12 protein-coding genes and 4 tRNA genes are annotated in these 17,603 nt (G+C 58.6%); 11 read left to right on the top strand and 5 right to left on the bottom strand.

The genetic code is table 11. The features are described 5' to 3' along the window. The first annotated feature begins 47 nt into the window (after window positions 1-47). The 5 genes from spoT to ACTG2T_RS09600 all read left to right on the top strand — a co-directional run bounded on the left by spoT (window position 48) and on the right by ACTG2T_RS09600 (window position 5,545). The gene (gene spoT / locus ACTG2T_RS09620) at window positions 48-2,165 is read left to right on the top strand and encodes a bifunctional GTP diphosphokinase/guanosine-3',5'-bis pyrophosphate 3'-pyrophosphohydrolase (protein WP_005339255.1); all 2,118 of its coding nucleotides are present in this window, start codon (window positions 48-50) and stop codon (window positions 2,163-2,165) included. Between the two features lie 44 nt (window positions 2,166-2,209). Next, window positions 2,210-2,941, top strand: coding sequence for a tRNA (guanosine(18)-2'-O)-methyltransferase TrmH (gene trmH / locus ACTG2T_RS09615; protein ID WP_042063570.1), 732 nt, complete (start codon window positions 2,210-2,212; stop codon window positions 2,939-2,941). Further along, on the top strand, window positions 2,941-3,600 hold the full coding sequence (locus ACTG2T_RS09610) for a CatB-related O-acetyltransferase (RefSeq protein WP_113740710.1): 660 nt from the start codon (window positions 2,941-2,943) through the stop codon (window positions 3,598-3,600). The genes trmH and ACTG2T_RS09610 overlap by 1 nt, the downstream gene beginning before the upstream one ends. Further along, a complete protein-coding gene (locus ACTG2T_RS09605; protein WP_330125586.1) occupies window positions 3,600-4,640 on the top strand; it encodes an alpha/beta fold hydrolase in 1,041 nt (346 codons plus the stop codon). The genes ACTG2T_RS09610 and ACTG2T_RS09605 overlap by 1 nt, the downstream gene beginning before the upstream one ends. Before the next feature lie 89 nt (window positions 4,641-4,729). Beyond that, window positions 4,730-5,545: a Cof-type HAD-IIB family hydrolase gene (locus ACTG2T_RS09600; protein ID WP_005339262.1), complete on the top strand. Its 816-nt coding sequence runs from the start codon at window positions 4,730-4,732 to the stop codon at window positions 5,543-5,545. Between the two features lie 34 nt (window positions 5,546-5,579). Here the strand turns inward: ACTG2T_RS09600 and ACTG2T_RS09595 are convergent, their stop codons facing one another. From ACTG2T_RS09595 to ACTG2T_RS09575, 5 genes are all read right to left on the bottom strand, one after another. Next, the gene (locus ACTG2T_RS09595) at window positions 5,580-6,095 is read right to left on the bottom strand and encodes a ricin-type beta-trefoil lectin domain protein (protein ID WP_005339265.1); all 516 of its coding nucleotides are present in this window, start codon (window positions 6,093-6,095) and stop codon (window positions 5,580-5,582) included. A 178-nt stretch (window positions 6,096-6,273) separates the two neighbouring features. Continuing rightward, a tRNA-Pro gene (locus ACTG2T_RS09590) sits at window positions 6,274-6,350 on the bottom strand. 76 nt (window positions 6,351-6,426) lie between these two features. After that, a tRNA-Leu gene (locus ACTG2T_RS09585) sits at window positions 6,427-6,512 on the bottom strand. Window positions 6,513-6,532: 20 nt separating this feature from the next. After that, a tRNA-His gene (locus tag ACTG2T_RS09580) sits at window positions 6,533-6,608 on the bottom strand. Window positions 6,609-6,659: 51 nt separating this feature from the next. Further along, window positions 6,660-6,736, bottom strand: a tRNA-Arg gene (locus tag ACTG2T_RS09575). A 232-nt stretch (window positions 6,737-6,968) separates the two neighbouring features. Between ACTG2T_RS09575 and ACTG2T_RS09570 the strand changes: the two genes are divergently transcribed. The 6 genes from ACTG2T_RS09570 (at window position 6,969) to kdpA (ending at window position 17,560) form a co-directional block, all read left to right on the top strand. Next, window positions 6,969-7,565 carry a TetR/AcrR family transcriptional regulator gene (locus tag ACTG2T_RS09570; RefSeq protein ID WP_005339267.1) on the top strand — a complete coding sequence of 199 codons (597 nt, stop codon included), beginning with the start codon at window positions 6,969-6,971 and terminating at the stop codon, window positions 7,563-7,565. Then, window positions 7,562-8,695 carry an efflux RND transporter periplasmic adaptor subunit gene (locus ACTG2T_RS09565; protein ID WP_330125587.1) on the top strand — a complete coding sequence of 378 codons (1,134 nt, stop codon included), beginning with the start codon at window positions 7,562-7,564 and terminating at the stop codon, window positions 8,693-8,695. The genes ACTG2T_RS09570 and ACTG2T_RS09565 overlap by 4 nt, the downstream gene beginning before the upstream one ends. A gap of 15 nt (window positions 8,696-8,710) precedes the next feature. Next, on the top strand, window positions 8,711-11,791 hold the full coding sequence (locus ACTG2T_RS09560; protein WP_330125588.1) for a multidrug efflux RND transporter permease subunit: 3,081 nt from the start codon (window positions 8,711-8,713) through the stop codon (window positions 11,789-11,791). Window positions 11,792-11,909: 118 nt separating this feature from the next. After that, window positions 11,910-13,877 carry an ATP-binding protein gene (locus tag ACTG2T_RS09555; protein ID WP_159162640.1) on the top strand — a complete coding sequence of 656 codons (1,968 nt, stop codon included), beginning with the start codon at window positions 11,910-11,912 and terminating at the stop codon, window positions 13,875-13,877. Between the two features lie 76 nt (window positions 13,878-13,953). Next, on the top strand, window positions 13,954-15,303 hold the full coding sequence (gene gorA, locus ACTG2T_RS09550) for a glutathione-disulfide reductase (protein WP_330125589.1): 1,350 nt from the start codon (window positions 13,954-13,956) through the stop codon (window positions 15,301-15,303). A 562-nt stretch (window positions 15,304-15,865) separates the two neighbouring features. Further along, window positions 15,866-17,560 (top strand): potassium-transporting ATPase subunit KdpA, encoded by a 1,695-nt coding sequence (gene kdpA, locus ACTG2T_RS09545; protein WP_330125590.1) that lies wholly within the window; start codon window positions 15,866-15,868, stop codon window positions 17,558-17,560. Window positions 17,561-17,603 lie beyond the last annotated feature (43 nt).

Here is a 17,603-nt window from a genome sequence, read left to right as displayed (position 1 = left end):
ATACCCTCAATTCCACGAATTGCCGTTTTACCGCTGCGGGGACTGTCTTGTATTTATTTGAAAACCTTAAAGAAATAGCCAGTTCCTACCTGCCGCCAGAGCAGGTTGAGAAGCTCAAGCAAGCCTATGTGGTGGCCCGTGATGCCCACCAGGGCCAGATGCGTTCCAGTGGCGAGCCCTATATCACTCACCCCGTCGCCGTAGCCCGAATTCTGGGCGATATGCGCCTCGATCATGAAACCCTGATGGCCGCCGTGCTGCACGACGTCATCGAAGACACCTCTGTCACCAAGGCCGATCTGGCCGAACAGTTTGGCAATGCGGTTGCAGAACTGGTGGCCGGGGTCTCCAAGCTCGACAAGCTGAAATTTCGCGATCGCAAAGAGGCGCAGGCCGAGAACTTCCGCAAGATGGTGATGGCAATGACCCAGGATATCCGGGTCATTCTAATCAAGCTGGCCGACCGCACCCACAATATGCGTACCCTGGGTTCCCTGCGACCGGACAAACGCCGCCGCATCGCCCGGGAAACCCTCGAAATCTTCGCTCCCATCGCCAACCGCCTCGGTATTCACACCATGAAGAACGAGCTGGAAGAGCTGGGCTTCGAGGCGCTCTATCCCATGCGATCCCGCGTGTTGCGCGAATCGGTGCGCCGCGCCCGTGGCAATCGTCGCGAGATCATCGACTCCATCCAGAGCGAAATCAGCGGTCGCCTGAAAGAAGCGGGGATCGAGCATCAGGTCAGTGGCCGCGAGAAGAACCTGTTCTCCATCTACAACAAGATGGAGAAAAAAGAGCTGCAATTTCATGAGGTAATGGATATCTACGCCTTTCGGGTCAAGGTGAAGGACATAGATACCTGTTACCGGGTGCTGGGGCAGATGCACAGCCTCTACAAGCCGCGCCCCGGCCGCTTCAAGGATTACATCGCCATCCCCAAGACCAACGGCTACCAGTCGCTGCACACCTCTCTGGTGGGGCCGCACGGGGTACCGGTCGAGGTGCAGATCCGCACCGAGTTCATGGACCAGATGGCCGACAAAGGGGTTGCCGCCCACTGGGCCTACAAGCAGGATGGCGACAGCTCGGGCACCACTGCCCAGATCCGCGCCCAGCGCTGGATGCAGAGCCTGCTGGAATTGCAACAGAGCGCCGGCAGCTCGTTTGAATTTATCGAAGGGGTCAAGACCGACCTCTTCCCCGACGAGATCTACGTGTTCACGCCGGAAGGACGCATCATGGAGCTGCCCGCTGGCGCCACGCCGGTGGACTTCGCCTACACGGTGCACACCGATATCGGCCATGCCTGCGTCGGTTCGCGGGTCGACCGCCACCCCTACCCGCTCAGCAGCCCGCTGCACTCGGGCCAGACGGTGGAGATCATCACGGCGCCGGGGGCTCGCCCCAACGCGGCCTGGCTCAACTTCGTGGTGACCACCAAGGCACGCTCCAAGATCCGCCAGTTCCTCAAGAACCTGCGCACCGAAGAGTCGGTGGTGCTGGGTCGCCGCCTGCTCAACCATGCGCTGGGCGCCAAGAATATCGAAGACATTCCCGAGCCGCGCATCAAACAGGTGCTGGCCGACACCAAGCACGAGAACCTGCAAGGGCTGCTGGCCGATGTTGGCCTCGGCAACGCCATGAGTGTCATGGTGGCGCGCCGCATGCTGGGGGATGAACTGCCGCCGGAAGAGCAGCCCAAAACCAGCAGCAAGAAGATGCCGATCAAGGGTGCCGACGGCATGCTGGTCACCTTCGCCAACTGCTGCCGTCCGATCCCGGGGGATGCCATTATCGCCCACATCAGCCCGGGCAAGGGTCTGGTGATCCACCAGGAAGCCTGCCGCAACATCAAGGGCTACAGCAAGGAGCCGGACAAGTATCTGCCGGTGCAGTGGGAAGTGGACAAGGAGCAGGAACAGGAGTTCCGCACCGGCATCAGCATCGAGATCGTCAACCATCAGGGTGCGCTGGCCGAGCTGGCCAACGTGATTGCCGCCACCGGCGCCAATATTCACGCCATCAGCACCGAAGAGAAGGATGGCCGGGTCTATCAGGTCAGCCTGCTCATCACCACCAAGAGCCGCATCCACTTGGCCAACATCATGCGCAAGATCCGCGTGATGCCCAACGTGCTCAAGGTGAGCCGACAGAAGAACTGAACACAGGCGGCGCAAGCCGCCTGCTGCTTTTATTGAGACAAGCCATGACCCCCGAACGCTTCAAGCGCATCACCGACATGCTGGCCCAGCGTCAGCTCGATTTGACCGTCTGTATGGAAGAGGTACACAAACCTCACAATCTGGCCGCCATCGTGCGTACCGCCGATGCCATCGGCATCCACCGGGTACACGCCGTCTGGCCCAAAACCTGGATCCACAAGCGCAAGGGCACCGCCCGCGGCAGCCAGAACTGGGTAGATGTAAAACTGCACCCGGATATCGGAAGCGCGGTCGCCGAGCTTAAAGCCTCCGGCATGCAGATCCTGGCAACCCATCTCTCTGACAGCTCCGTCGATTTTCGCGCCATCGACTACACCAAACCGACCGCCATTCTGGTGGGTCAGGAGAAGCACGGCATCGGTGAAGAGGCGCTGGCGCTGGCCGACCACCATATCGTCATCCCCATGGTGGGCATGGTGCAGTCCCTCAACGTCTCGGTGGCTGCAGCCGCCATCCTCTACGAGGCGCAGCGCCAGCGCGAACTGGCCGGTTGCTATCAACGCGGCTGCCCGCTCACGCTGGAAGAGCAGAACAGCATCCTGTTCGAGGGGGGTTATCCTATCTATGCCCAGCTCTGCAAAGAGAAAGAGATGCCCTACCCCCAGCTCGGCCCGGCCGGTGAAATTCTGGCGGACGAAGAGTGGTGGCAACGGATGCAGCTGACCCGCAAAGGGTGGGCACAGCAGAGCGAACAGGACGATCCGCAGGAGGAGTGATGGAGAACCCTTTTGGCAGCTGGCTGGAATCGCAAATCATCAAGGATCACCTGACCAACCCGAATATAGAGGCCGGCGACTACAGCTACTACTCCGGCTACTACCACGGTAAGCCGTTCGAGGATCACTGCGTCCGTTACCTGCTCGGCGATGGCTCGACCCGCGACACCTGGGAGAGCGGCCTCTGGGGCGAGGTGGATCGGCTGATCATCGGCAAATTCTGCTCCATCGGCTCGGGCGCCACCTTCATGCTGGCGGGCAATCAGGGCCACCGGCTGGATTGGGTCTCCACCTTCCCGTTCAACCCCGACACCTTTGGCGAAGGGGCCCGCAGCGGCTTTCAGCGCAAGGGGGACACCCGGATTGGCAATGACGTCTGGATCGGCTCGGAAGCGATGATCATGCCCGGCATCACCATAGGTGATGGCGCCGTCATCGCCACCCGCGCCGTGGTGACCAAAGATGTGGCCCCTTACACCATAGTCGGCGGCAACCCGGCCCAACCGATCCGCCGTCGTTTCAGCGATGAGCAGATCCTCATGCTGCAAGAGATGCAGTGGTGGGACTGGCCCTTGCCACGCTTGCAAGCCAGCATGGCGCTACTCTGCTCGGGGGATATCGCCGCCCTTTATCACCATTGGCAACAGGAGTGTGCCTGATGAAACCCCTCTCTCTTTCCCTGTTGGCCCTGACCCTGTTTTCTGCCGGAGCCCTTGCCGTGACCAATACCTATCAGCTCACCAGCGAAGCCGATGTACCCAGCCTCTACCAGCAAACCCTGCCCGACTTCTGGCGCCAGCATGCGGTGGAAGGAGAGTTCAAGGGCAAGGATGGGGTGACCATCCGCTATGCTGCGCTGCGGCAAGCCAAGGTCGATCGCGCCATCCTGATCGTTAATGGCCGGGTCGAGAGCTACCTCAAGTATCAGGAGCTGGCGTGGGATCTCTGGCGTCAGGGCTACAGCCTCTATCTCATCGACCATCGCGGTCAGGGGATGTCTGGCCGGATGCTGAATGACCCGCAGAAGGGATATATCGACCAGTTCGACGATTATGTGATCGATCTGAAGCAGTTTCACGACCAGATAATCATGGCGGACCAGCCTGCCAAGCTGTTCCTGCTGGCCCACTCCATGGGCGGTGCCATCTCGGCCCGCTATCTGGAGCGCTGGCCAGATGATATCAAGGCGGCCGTGCTCTCCTCCCCCATGCTGGGCATCAATCTCGGCGGTCTGCCCAAGTGGCTGGCCAAGGGATTGGCGAGCACCATAGGCACGGTCGGCGGCTGGCTTGGCGAGCCTCCCTACGGCCCCGGTCAGGGTGCCTATCAGGATCACGGCTTTGCCGATAACGAACTGACTCACAGCCAGCCCCGCTATCAAGCGTTCCGCCAAATCTACAAACAGCACCCGCAGATCAAGCTGGGTGGCGCGACCGCCCACTGGATTTATCAGGGGATCACCGGTGCCGATGCCGCCATCGCCGATGCGGGCGCCATCAAAACCCCGCTGCTGGTACTGCAGGCTGGCAACGACAGCGTGGTGGACAATGCCGCGCAGGATCGCTTCTGCACCATAGCCAAGTGCGAAGGGGGCAAACCACTGCGCATCGAGGGTGCCTGGCACGAGCTGTTTATCGAATCCGATGACAAGCGCCAGCCCGCCCTGACCGCGATGGTCGACTTTTTCGCCCGCTTCTGAGCTGGCTATTTTTTGTAACCCTAAATAAATGGGGTGACAGTGCGGGCTAAGGTAAACTGCCCCTGTTTTCAATCGATGCCGAGGTAATGATGTTCAAGGTAGTTGTATCCGATCTCGATGGCACTCTGCTCAACAAGCAGCACCAGATCTCTCCCCGTACCCGGGATACCCTGCACCGTCTGGTAGAACAAGGTGTGAAATTCGTGGTCGCCACCGGCCGTCATCATGTTGACGTTCGCAGCTTCCGCGATGCGCTGGGGATGGACATCTACCTCATTACCTCCAATGGCGCCGTGGTCCATGACAAACAGGATCAGCTGATTTTCAACCAGCCGCTGCCGACCGAGATCGCCGCCGAACTGATTGCGCTGGAGCGCGACCCCTCTATCCACCTCAATGTCTATCAGGGTGATGACTGGGTGGTGGAAGAGGAGCTGCCCTGGTTGCTGCAGTTCCACGACGAGTCAGGGTTCACCTACCGTCTGGTCGATGACCTGAAGCAGGAACCGAAAGAGCAGATCAACAAGGTGTTCTACATCGGTGACCACGAGAAGCTGCTGAAGATTGAGGCGCACCTCAACCAGCGCTATGGCGATCAGCTCAATGTCACCTTCTCCCTGCCGGACTGTCTCGAAGTGATGCACGCCGGGGTGCATAAGGGCAATGCGGTGCGTGCCGTGCTGGAGCAGAACGGGTTCGATATGTCCGAGGCGATCGCCTTCGGCGATGGCATGAACGACTTCGAGATGCTGACCATGGTGGGACGCGGCATCGTGATGGGCAACGCCCATGACCGCCTGAAAATGGCGCTGCCGGAGTATGAGCAGACCCTCACCTCCGACGAAGATGGCGTCGCTGTCTATCTGGAGAAGCTGTTCGAACTGGAGAGCGTCAGCGCCGCCTGATCCTCTTCATCCCGACATCCGATTCAGCAAAGCCTCACCATGTGAGGCTTTGTTTTTTCAGGGTTTCCAGCCAGGGATTGGGCCGCTGCCAGCTGAAGCTCTGGTTCGCTCCGCCGTAGCATTCAGCCAGTCGCAGCGGCGTGCCGGGGGTATGGCGTCGCCCGGCCACATCGAGGCAACGGGAGACCTTGCTGTTGAACAGCCTGTCTTTCTGCCACTCCCACTGCGCCTGACCGTCACAGGGTGCCAGCATCACTTCGCTGTCGTTTTTGGCTTGCAGGCAGAGATCCTGCAGGCGCAACTCACCCAGATCCCACTCGAACAGTTGATCGTCTTTTCCGCTGCAAGGTTGTGCCAACACCTTCTGTTGGGACACCGCAACGCAAAAATCACCGCTGGTCAGCAAGGGGGAAAGAGAGCGCTCCTCCTGCGGTTGTGAAGCAATGGAGCCCATCATCACATCGGTGGATGGCGGCTTGATGGTACAGCCCCCCAGCAGCAAGGCTGCCAGCAGGGCAGGAGAGCAAGCAAAGGAAATTTTGTTATTCATGAAAAATGCCTGAAATGGGCCGATGACATCCGGTTGTCAGTGACTCGAGGCTGAAGCATAACCGAAAGGAGGGGCGCGCTGCCCAAATAGAGTGTAAACAGACGTAACAGGGAGAGAGTACTGGCCCAGCGGAGGCCAGAAAGCAAAAAACCCCGCCGAAGCGAGGTTTTTCTAAATGTGGTCGGTGATAAAGGATTCGAACCTTTGACCCTCTGGTCCCAAACCAGATGCGCTACCGGACTGCGCTAATCACCGAGGCTATTTCTTTCAAAATAGTTTACTTCAAAAAAACAAAGACGACCTTATGGTCATCCTCGTCATACAGCAAGTATGGTGCGAAGAGAGGGACTCGAACCCTCACACCCGGGGGGCACTAACACCTGAAGCTAGCGCGTCTACCAATTCCGCCACCTTCGCGTACCTGACAAGCTGTAAAATGGGGTGGCTGATGGGGCTCGAACCCACGACAACCGGAATCACAATCCGGGACTCTACCAACTGAGCTACAGCCACCACAGCTGTTTTCGTTCCACAACAACGCCCGTTTAACCGACGCACTTTTGATGGTGCGCCCGACAGGATTCGAACCTGTGACCTCTGCCTCCGGAGGGCAGCGCTCTATCCAGCTGAGCTACGGGCGCTACGCTGTCGAACGGGGCGCATTATTAATGATGGTTGCTGGTTTGTCTACACTTTTCTGTCACCGAAACACTGTTCGTTGTTTTTTCAAGCACATTGCGCACTTTTCTTCCACTATTCCCCAGCTGACAGCCGAAAAGGGGCAGATCGCAGTCGCAAATCGCCTTGCTGCCTTGACTTGATTTGATGCCCATCTAGAATGAATGAACGTTCATTCAATCGAAAGTCACACTGATGATTCTGGATAAAAAAGAGAGCATCTTCAACGCGGCCCATGAGGTGCTGGGTGAACGGGGTTTTCATGGTCTGTCGATTGCAGAAGTCGCCAAGAAGGCCAATGTTGCCACCGGCACCATCTATCGCTACTTCGGCGACAAGGATGATCTGATCCGGCAACTGCACCAGCACACTATCTTGCAGTGTGTGCCCATGGTCATGGCCGATGTAGCAATCGATAAAGTTTCATTTCAACAATTTCGCCAATTATGGCTCAATATTCATGCCATTTTTGTTAACGAACCCAACGCTATCCGGTGCAAATTGCAGTACGAGAGCTCTCCGCTAGGGGCAGAATTGGAGACCAATCCTGTCATTCTGGCAGCCTGGGAGCCTCTGGACCGATTTTTTGAACAGGGCGTTGAACAAGGATTGTTTATTGATTTACCGATACGGGCACTCCAGGTGTTGAGTCTGGACAGTGTCATGCATCTGGCCCTGCAGTGCAGGGTTCACAACATCACGCTGACCGAATCGCAGTTGGAAACCGCGATCCGGGCCAGCTGGAATGCCATTTTATCCCCCAATCTTTCCACCTCAGGAGCCTGTTCATGAAAAAGTGGATGGCCATTATGTTGCTGATAGCGATCGCCTTGTTTGGCAGCGTCATCGGCTTCAATTTGTTCAAACAGAAGATGATTGCCCAATACATGGCCAACCGGCCGGAACCCGAGTTCCCCGTCACCGCCATGGTGACCAAGGCGCAGGATTGGGTACCGACCATCGAAGCGATCGGCTTCATCGAGCCGAATCAGGGGGTGACCCTCTCCACCGAACTGGCAGGTACCATTGACGCCATCACCTTCGAGTCAGGCAAACCGGTCAAGGCAGACCAGCTGCTGCTGAGCCTGGACTCCACCGTAGAGCGGGCTAATCTGCGCGCCTCCCAGGCCAAGCTGCCGGCGTCAAAAGCCAAGTTCGATCGTTTCCAGAACCTCTACAAGACCAGCTCCATCTCCAAAGAGCAGCTGGATGAGGCGGAAGCGGCCTATCGCTCACTGGAAGCAGATATCGAGAGTCTGAAGGCGACCATTGCCCGTCGTGAAGTCCGTGCGCCCTTTAGCGGCGTGGTCGGCCTGCGCAATGTGTTCCTCGGTCAGTATCTGCAGCCGGGCACAGATATCGTGCGCCTGGAAGATACCAGCGTGATGCGCCTGCGCTTCACCGTGCCCCAGACCGATATCTCCAAAATCAAGCTGGGCCAGACCATCAAGATCAATGTGGATGCCTATCCGCAAACCCAGTTTGACGGCCATATCACCGCCATCGAGCCTGCGGTCAACTTCCAGAGCGGCCTGATCCAGGTACAGGCAGACATTCCGAACAACGACGGTCAGCTGCGTTCCGGTATGTTCGCCCGCGCCAGCATCATTCTGCCGACGGTGAAAGATCAGATCGTGATCCCGCAGAGCGCTATCTCCTTCACCCTTTACGGTCAGAACGTCTACGTGCTCAAAGAGGGCGAAGAGACCGACAAAGAGGGTAACAAGGTAAAAGTGCTGCGAGCCAAACAGGTTGTGGTCAAGGCTGGTGAGCGCCGTGGCAACGATGTGCATGTGCTCTCTGGCATCCAGGCCGGTGACCAGATCGTACTGTCGGGTCAGGTTCGCCTGAGCAACGACACCAAGGTGCATGTGGTCGAGAACGATGCCCTGGCCGTTCCGGCACAAACCCCGATGCTGTAAGCGCGGAGATCTGCGATGCGATTTACTGACATATTTATAAAACGGCCTGTGCTGGCGATCTCGCTCAGCTTCCTGATCGCCTTGCTGGGCTTTCAGGCCATCTTCAAGATGCAGGTACGGGAATACCCCGAGGTGACCAACACGGTGATCACCGTCAGCACTGGCTACTATGGCGCCAGTTCTGATCTGATCCAGGGGTTCATCACCCAGCCGCTGGAACAGGCGGTCGCGCAAGCCGACAACATCGACTTCATGACCTCCTCCAGCCAGCTGGGCAGCTCCACCATCACTGCGTACATGAAGCTCAACACCGACCCCAACGCCGCGCTGTCCGACATCCTGGCGAAGGTGAACTCGGTGCGCTCCCAGCTGCCGAAAGAGGCGGAAGACCCGTCGGTCACCTCCTCCACCGGTTCAACCACGGCGGTGCTCTACCTCGGTTTTACCAGCCCGGAGCTCAACTCCAGCCAGATCACCGACTATCTGGAGCGGGTTATCAAGCCGCAGCTCTTTACCGTGGGCGGGGTCTCCAAGGTTGACCTCTACGGCGGTGTCGAGTTTGCCCTGCGGGTATGGCTGGATCCGGCCAAGATGGCGGCCTTCAACCTGACTGCCAGCGACGTGATGACGGTGCTCAACAGCAACAACTATCAGTCCGCGACAGGTCAGGCGACCGGTTACTTTACCCTGTTCAACGGCAACGCCGAGACCCAAGTCAAGGATGTCGACGAGCTGAAGCGACTGGTTGTTGCTACCCGTGACGGCAAGGTGATCCGCCTTTCCGACATTGCCAAGGTGACCCTCGAGAAGAGCCACGACATCTATCGCGCCAGCGCCAACGGCCGCGAAGCCGTGGTCATGGCGGTCAACGCCGCGCCGACAGCCAACCCCATCAACATCGCCCACGATGTGCTGGCGTTGCTGCCAAGCCTTGAGCGCAATATGCCGAGCACCATGCGTCTCAACGTGATGTATGACTCAACAGTGGCGATCAACGAGTCCATCCACGAGGTTATCAAGACCATCCTGGAGGCAGCCGCCATCGTTCTGGTGGTCATCACCCTGTTCCTCGGTTCGTTCCGCGCTGTCATCATCCCGATCATCACCATTCCGCTCAGTCTTATCGGCGTAGTGATGATGATGGATATGTTCGGCTTCTCGATAAACCTGATGACCCTGCTGGCGATGGTGCTGGCTATCGGTCTGGTGGTGGATGACGCCATCGTAGTGCTGGAGAACGTCGACCGTCATATCAAGGAGGGGGAAGAACCGTTCCGGGCTGCCATTATCGGTACCCGCGAGATCGCGGTACCGGTTATCGCCATGACGGTCACCCTGGCGGCGGTATACGCGCCTATCGCCCTGATGGGGGGCATCACAGGCTCCCTGTTCAAGGAGTTTGCCCTGACCCTAGCCGGTGCCGTGTTCGTCTCGGGCATCATCGCCCTGACTCTGTCACCGATGATGTGTTCCAAGATGCTCAAGGCCAACGAGAAGCCGGGCAAATTCGAGAGCACAGTCCACCACCTGCTGGAGCGGATGACCGATCGCTACGACAGCATGCTGCACGCCGTGATGAAAAAGCGCCCCGTCATCGTGGTGTTCGCCGTCATCGTCTTCGCCAGCCTGCCGCTGCTGTTCAAGTTCATCCCGAGCGAACTGGCACCGTCAGAGGACAAGGGGGTAATGGCCGTGCTGGGTACCGCACCGTCCAACGCCAACCTGGACTACATCGAAAACACCATGGCGGATGTGAACAAGATCCTGGACGACCAGCCCGAGATCGCCTTCTCCCAGGTCTTCTCAGGGGTGTTCAACGCCAACCAGGCGTTCGGTATCGCCTCCATGGTGCCCTGGAGTCAGCGTGAAGCGAGCCAGAAAGAGGTGCTGGATCGGGTCGCCAATCTGGTGAAAGACATCCCGGGTATGGCCATCACCACCTTCCAGTTCCCGGAACTGCCGGGCGCATCGAGTGGTCTGCCGATCCAGTTCGTCATCACCACCCCCAACAGCTTCGAAAGCCTGTTCCTGGTGGCCGGTGAAATTCTGGCAGCGGCGCAGAGTAACGGTCAGTTCGTCTATTCGGATCTCGATCTGAACTACGACTCCGCCACCATGAAGATCCGCATCGACAAGGACAAGGCGGGTGCCTACGGCATCACCATGCAGGATATAGGTATCACCATGGGCACCATGATGGCGGACGGTTACGTCAACCGTATCGACCTGGATGGCCGCTCCTACGAGGTGATCCCGCAGGTCGAGCGCAAATACCGTCTCAATCCGGAGTCCATCAAGGGCTATTACGTGCGGGCCGCAGACGGCAAGTCGATCCCGCTCGGCAGTCTGATCAGCATTGAAGTGGTTGGCGAGCCCCGTGCCCTGCCCCACTTCAACCAGCTGAACTCCGCCACCATAGGCGCTGTTCCGGCTCCGGGCGTGGCCATGGGTGATGCGATCAACTGGTTCCAGACCACCGCCGACGAGAAGCTGCCGCAAGGCTATCGTTACGACTTCATGGGTGAAGCTCGTCAGTTCGTCACCGAAGGCAATGCGCTCTATGCCACCTTCGCGCTGGCACTGGCCATCATCTTCTTGGTGCTGGCAATCCAGTTCGAGTCGGTGCGTGACCCGCTGGTCATCATGGTCTCTGTACCGCTCGCCATCAGCGGGGCCTTGATTGCCTTGGCTTGGGGACTGGCGACCATGAACATCTACTCCCAGGTGGGCCTCATCACCCTGGTGGGTCTGATTACCAAGCACGGTATCCTGATCTGTGAAGTAGCGAAGGAAGAGCAGCTACTGCGCGGCATGAACCGGATGGAAGCCGTGATGCAGGCCGCCAAGGTGCGTCTGCGTCCGATCCTGATGACCACCGCCGCCATGATTGCCGGTCTGATCCCGCTGCTCTACGCCGCTGGCGCCGGTGCGGCACAGCGTTTCAGTATCGGTATCGTCATCGTGGCCGGTCTTGCCATCGGTACCCTGTTCACCCTGTTCGTGCTGCCGGTGATCTACACCTATCTGGCTTCCGAGCACAAACCCTTGCCGGTATTCGATGAAACCATTCCGCCCAAAGCAAACGGCGGACATTAATCATCAATCACATGCAAAGGCCCCGTATCGGGGCCTTTTTTATGCTTCGCAGGAAAGACGACATAAGTCCATGAAGCAGTTAAACTAAAAAACATCACATCCAGACCGCAAGGACGCCATGTCAGGACTCTTCTCCAAGACCGCCAGGGCCGTAGGCCGCAACGGACTCTCATATCGCCTGCTCTCCTACATTCTGGTCTGCAGTACCGTATTGGCGATGATCATTACGGCGCTGCAACTCGCCTGGGATTACCGCAAGGATGTTGCCGTCATCGAAGACAGCATCGGCCAGATCGAGGCCTCGTTCCTGCAACCCATCGCCGCCAGCTTGTGGAACCTGGATGAAGAGCAGGTCAAAGTGCAAATTGAAGGGATCATGAACCTGCCCAATATGCAGTTCGTGATGGTCAAGGAGATGCTCGGCAACTCCGAAGTCCCGCTGCTGACCCAGGGGGTCGAGCGGGAAAGCTATGATATCTCCCGAGAATTCAACCTCACCTATCAGGGGGAGATTGTCGGCAAGCTGTTCGTTGCCGCCTCTCTCGAGCAGATCTACCAGCGCCTCATCGAAAAATCGGTGCTGATCATGGTCAGCCAGACCATCAAGACCCTGGTAGTCTCATTTTGCATCCTGATCATCATTTACTATCTGGTGGTCAGGCACATCAACCGCATCGCCAACTACGCCCAGAAGTTCAACCTCGATCGGCTCGACATGGAGCTGGAGCTGGAAGGCCGCCCGCAGCCGCGCAAGAAACCCGACGAACTGGATACCCTGGTCTCCACCCTCAACCAGATGCGTACCCGACTGCGTGACGAGCTGGTTGCCCGCCATCAGGCGGTCGAACAACTGCAAAAGGAGCGGGACTTCTCTGCCACTCTGATCAACTCCGCCAACATGGTCATCTGCTGCATGGAGCCGGATTTGACCATCGCCAGCATCAACCCGGCAGCCATACTGCTGACCGGCTACCACCAGCAGGAGCTGTTGCAACACAACTGGCTGGATCTCTTTGTCAGCCCGGCGCAACGGGAAGAGCTGAACGATATTCTGGCGGCAGAAGGTTCACTGGCCGACAAAGAGGTCATCATGCATGACCAGCAGGCCCATGAGCTGGTACTGCAATGGACCTTCGTCCCCTTCTACGATGGTCCCAACCTCAAGTACCAGATCGGGTTTGGCTACGACATCACCCAGCTGAAAAAGGTCGAGCGGGAGATTATCCAGCTCAACGAACAGCTGGAAGGCAAGGTGGTGGAACGTACCCGCAGCCTGAGCGAAGCCAACAACCAGCTCGGCAAGGCTTACGACGACCTGAAACAGGCCCAGCAAACCCTGGTGGAGTCGGAGAAGATGGCCTCCCTCGGCTCGCTGGTAGCCGGGGTGGCACACGAGATCAATACCCCGATCGGCATCAGCGTGACCGCCTCCTCCTACCTGCAGGAGCGGGTCGCCGACTTCAAGTCCCATATCGACTCCAAGCAGCTGTCGCGCTCCTATCTCAACGAGTTCACCGTCAACCTCGACGAGTCGATGCAGCTGCTGCAGAGCAACCTGCGGCGCGCCTCCGAGCTGATTGCCAGCTTCAAACAGGTGGCTGTCGACCAGTCATCGGAAGCACGCTACAACTTCAGCCTCGCCGACAACCTCCATCAGGTAGTGGTCTCGCTTGGCCACAAACTGAAGAAGAGCCAGTGCGAAGTGGATATCCAGTGCGATCCCAAGCTGTCGATCTTCTCCTTCCCGGGCAGTTTTACCCAGATCTACTCGAACCTGATCCTCAACTCCATCAACCACGGGTTCGACAGCTGGGACAAACCGAAGAAGATCACCATCAAGGTGGAACAGCAGGGAGAAGAGCTGTTTATCGACTATTCGGACAACGGCCGCGGCATCCCGCCAGAAATCTTGCCGCGCATCTTCGATCCCTTCGTCACCTCCAAGCGGGGTCAGGGCGGCAGCGGTCTGGGCACTCACATCATCTACAACCTGGTGGTGCAACTGCTGAAAGGCCGTATCAGTTGTGCCAGCGAACCGGGCCAGGGAGCCCAGTTCCATATTCGCCTGCCGATCCAACATAACTGAGCGCTGGCTCTTGTGAGCCAGCCGCTTTATCCCCATCATGCTGTGATTGCATTCTTAATGAGCGGAGAACCTCGCAATGGCACAGCATTTTGACTATATCGCCATCGGCGGCGGCAGCGGCGGTATTGCGTCTGCCAACCGGGCTGCCATGTACGGTAAGAAAGTTGCCCTGATTGAAGCCAAAGAGTTGGGTGGAACCTGCGTCAACGTAGGCTGCGTACCGAAGAAGGCCATGTGGTATGCCGGCCAGATCGCCGATGCCCTGAAATATGGCGCCGACTACGGCTTTGACACCACCCTCAACCACTTCAACTGGGCCAAGCTGGTCGAGTCCCGCCAGGCCTACATCGGCCGCATTCACCAGTCCTATCAGAACGTGCTGGGCAAGAACCAGATCACCGTCATCAAGGGCTTCGCCCGCTTCGTCAGCAGCAACACCATCGAGGTTAATGGCGAGCACTACACGGCCGATCATATCCTGATCGCTACCGGTGGCCGCCCGGAAATTCCGGCGATCCCGGGTGCCGAGCTGGGTATCGACTCCGACGGTTTCTTTGACCTGCAAAGCCAACCCAAGCGGGTTGCCGTAGTGGGTGCGGGCTACATCGCAGTCGAGATCGCAGGGGTGATGCAGGCGCTCGGCTCAGAGACCCATCTGGTGGTGCGCAAGCACGCGCCGCTGCGCAACTTCGACCCCATGATCCACGAGACATTGGTCGAAATCATGACGCAGGAAGGGCCCAAGCTGCACACCCACGCCATTCCCAAAGCCGTGCTCAAAAACGCTGACAACAGCCTGACCCTGCAACTGGAAGATGGTCGCCACCTCACCGTCGACTGCCTGATCTGGGCCATCGGCCGGCTACCGGCTACCGACAACCTGAATCTGGCCGCCGCAGGCATCGCGCTGGACGAGAAGGGCTTTATCCCGACCGACAAGTTCCAGAACACTTCCGTCGCCAACATCTATGCGGTGGGTGACAACACGGGTCGCATCCAGCTCACCCCGGTGGCCGTCGCTGCGGGCCGTCGCCTCTCCGAACGGCTGTTCAACAACAAGCCGAACGAGCACCTCAACTACGATCTGGTGCCGACCGTGGTGTTCAGCCACCCGCCCATCGGCACCATCGGCCTGACCGAACCGGAAGCCATCGCCGAATACGGCGAGGACCAGGTGAAGATCTACCGCAGCCAGTTCACCGCCATGTACTCGGCACTGACCCAGCATCGCCAGCCCACCCGGATGAAGCTGGTCTGCGTCGGCCCGGAAGAGAAGGTGGTCGGTCTGCATGGCATCGGCTTTGCGATGGACGAGATCCTGCAAGGCTTCGGCGTCGCCATGAAGATGGGCGCCACCAAGGCAGATTTCGACAACTGCGTGGCTATCCATCCGACCAGTGCAGAAGAGTTCGTGACAATGCGATAGGTACGTTTGAAGTTGGCCTGTCATTATCAGGCCAACTTCAACAACTGCGTTCCTACGCCTCATCCGACCAGTGCTGAAGAGTTCGTCACTATGCGCTAAGGACAGATGAAGTTGGCCTGTCACGAGCAGCCTGCTTCTACAGCCATGTAATCCCTTCATCCAAACCCGGCTCAGGCCGGGTTTTTTGATCCCTCCTCGCCATTTCTCTCGCAGATCCGTCGTTCTTTACGCCGATTTTACGCCTGCCACATGGCGCTTTATGGCGCCTTTACGCCTGTTTTACATACCCTTTTCAGCGTCAATGACACCAACAGAGTCGATATGGTCTTACATCGGCTCTCGCAGCTAATTATCTCAATGGAGTCGATATGAATTGGCTATATCTGCTGCTCGTCCTCGCCTTGATGGCCTATCTGATGCGCGCACTCACGCGCAGTCACGAGTGAGGGACTACCTATATGCAGCAAGAAATTATCTACCCGGTGGCCAGCAAACTGCCGAGCCTCGTGAGCAATCCAATGCGTGCCCTGACGCACCGTGACCACGAGTGAGGAACTAGAACATGTGGCAAGAAATAATCTATCCGGTGGCCTTCGTGCTGCTGGTTCTACTGCCGGCACCGCTGCTGGGCAACTACATCTACCGGGTATTTGAAGGCAAAATCCACTGGCTGGCACCGGTCGAGCGCGCCACGCTGGCTTGCTGTGGCACCGATGGACGGGAGCAGGACTGGAAGTCCTACGCCCTCAGCCTGCTGGCCTTCAACGGCGCCGGTTTCGGTCTGCTGTTCCTGATCCTGATGGCGCAGGGGTTGCTGCCCCTCAACCCGCAACAACTGCCGGGTCTGAGCTGGCAACTCGCCTTCAACACCGCGGTCAGCTTTATGACCAACACCAACTGGCAAGCCTATTCCGGTGAGGCCAGCCTCTCCTACTTCAGCCAGATGGTGGGCCTGACCACCCAGAACTTCGTCTCCGCAGGGACGGGCGCCGCCGTCGCCATTGCCCTGTTCCGCGGTATCGCCCGCCAGCAGACTATCAACCTTGGCAATTTCTGGCAGGATCTGGTGCGTTTCTGCCTCTATGTGCTGCTGCCCATCGCGCTGATCATGGCGCTGGTGCTGGTATGGCAAGGGGTGCCGCAAAGCCTCTCCGCCTATCTGCCGTTCCACGGTGTGGAAGGTCAGGAGCAGCTGCTGCCGCTCGGCCCGGCGGCCTCGCAGATCGCCATCAAGCAGCTTGGCTCCAACGGCGGTGGCTTCTTCGGCATCAACTCCGCCCACCCGTTCGAGAACCCGACCGCCCTCTCCAACTGGCTGGAGATGGTCGCCCTGCTCACCATCGCCGCCGCCATGGTCTTTACTCTGGGCCGCTATGTTAAAGACATGGCCCACAGCCGCGCCATTCTCGGCGCCATGACCCTCATGCTGGTGCTGGGGCTCTTCGTCTCCCTCTCCCAGGAGCTGAAACCGGATCCCGCCCTCGCCCAGCTCACCACTGACGCCAGCAACATGACTGGCAACTGGGAAGGCAAGGAGAGCCGCTTCGGCCCTGTGCTCTCCAGCATCTGGGAAGTGGCGACTACTGCCGCCTCCAACGGTGCCGTCAACGCCATGCACGACAGCTTTACTCCGCTCGGCGGCATGGTGGGCATGATCAACATGCTGCTGGGTGAGGTCATCTTCGGCGGGGTCGGCTCCGGTATCTACGGCATGATGCTGTTCGTGTTGCTGACCGTGTTCCTGTGCGGCCTGATGGTAGGACGTACCCCGACCTATCTGGGCAAACGCCTCGGCATCACCGAAATGAAGTGGGTCGTCGCCAGCATGCTGGTAATGCCGGTGGGTGTTTTGGTGATCGGGGGTGTCACCCTGCTGATGCCGGATGCCAGCACCATCATCGGCCATGATGGCCCCCACGGTCTGTCGCGTCTCATCTATGCCTACGCCTCGGCTGCCGGCAACAACGGCTCCGCCTTCGCCGGTTTTGCCGCCGGTGACAACTGGCAGTGCATCGCCATCGGTCTGGCCATGCTGCTCGGTCGCTTCGGCTACATCATTCCGGTACTGGCCATCGCCGGTCAGCTGGCCCGCGCGCCCCGTCAGGAGACGAGCGAAGGGGACTTCCCCATCAGCGGCCCGCTGTTCGTTATCCTGCTGATCATCACCGTCCTGCTGATAGGTGGCCTCTCCTTCCTGCCGGTGCTGGCACTGGGCCCGGTGGCTGAACATCTGAGTCTGATCGGAGGTGCATTCTGATGAACCTGACCCTGTCGATCACCATCCGGATGCCAATGGCCAA

Origin of the sequence: Aeromonas sp. 75A (genome assembly GCF_051919425.1) — a bacterium.
Taxonomy (GTDB): domain Bacteria; phylum Pseudomonadota; class Gammaproteobacteria; order Enterobacterales; family Aeromonadaceae; genus Aeromonas; species Aeromonas veronii.
This window is presented reverse-complemented; position numbering and strand designations above follow the sequence as displayed.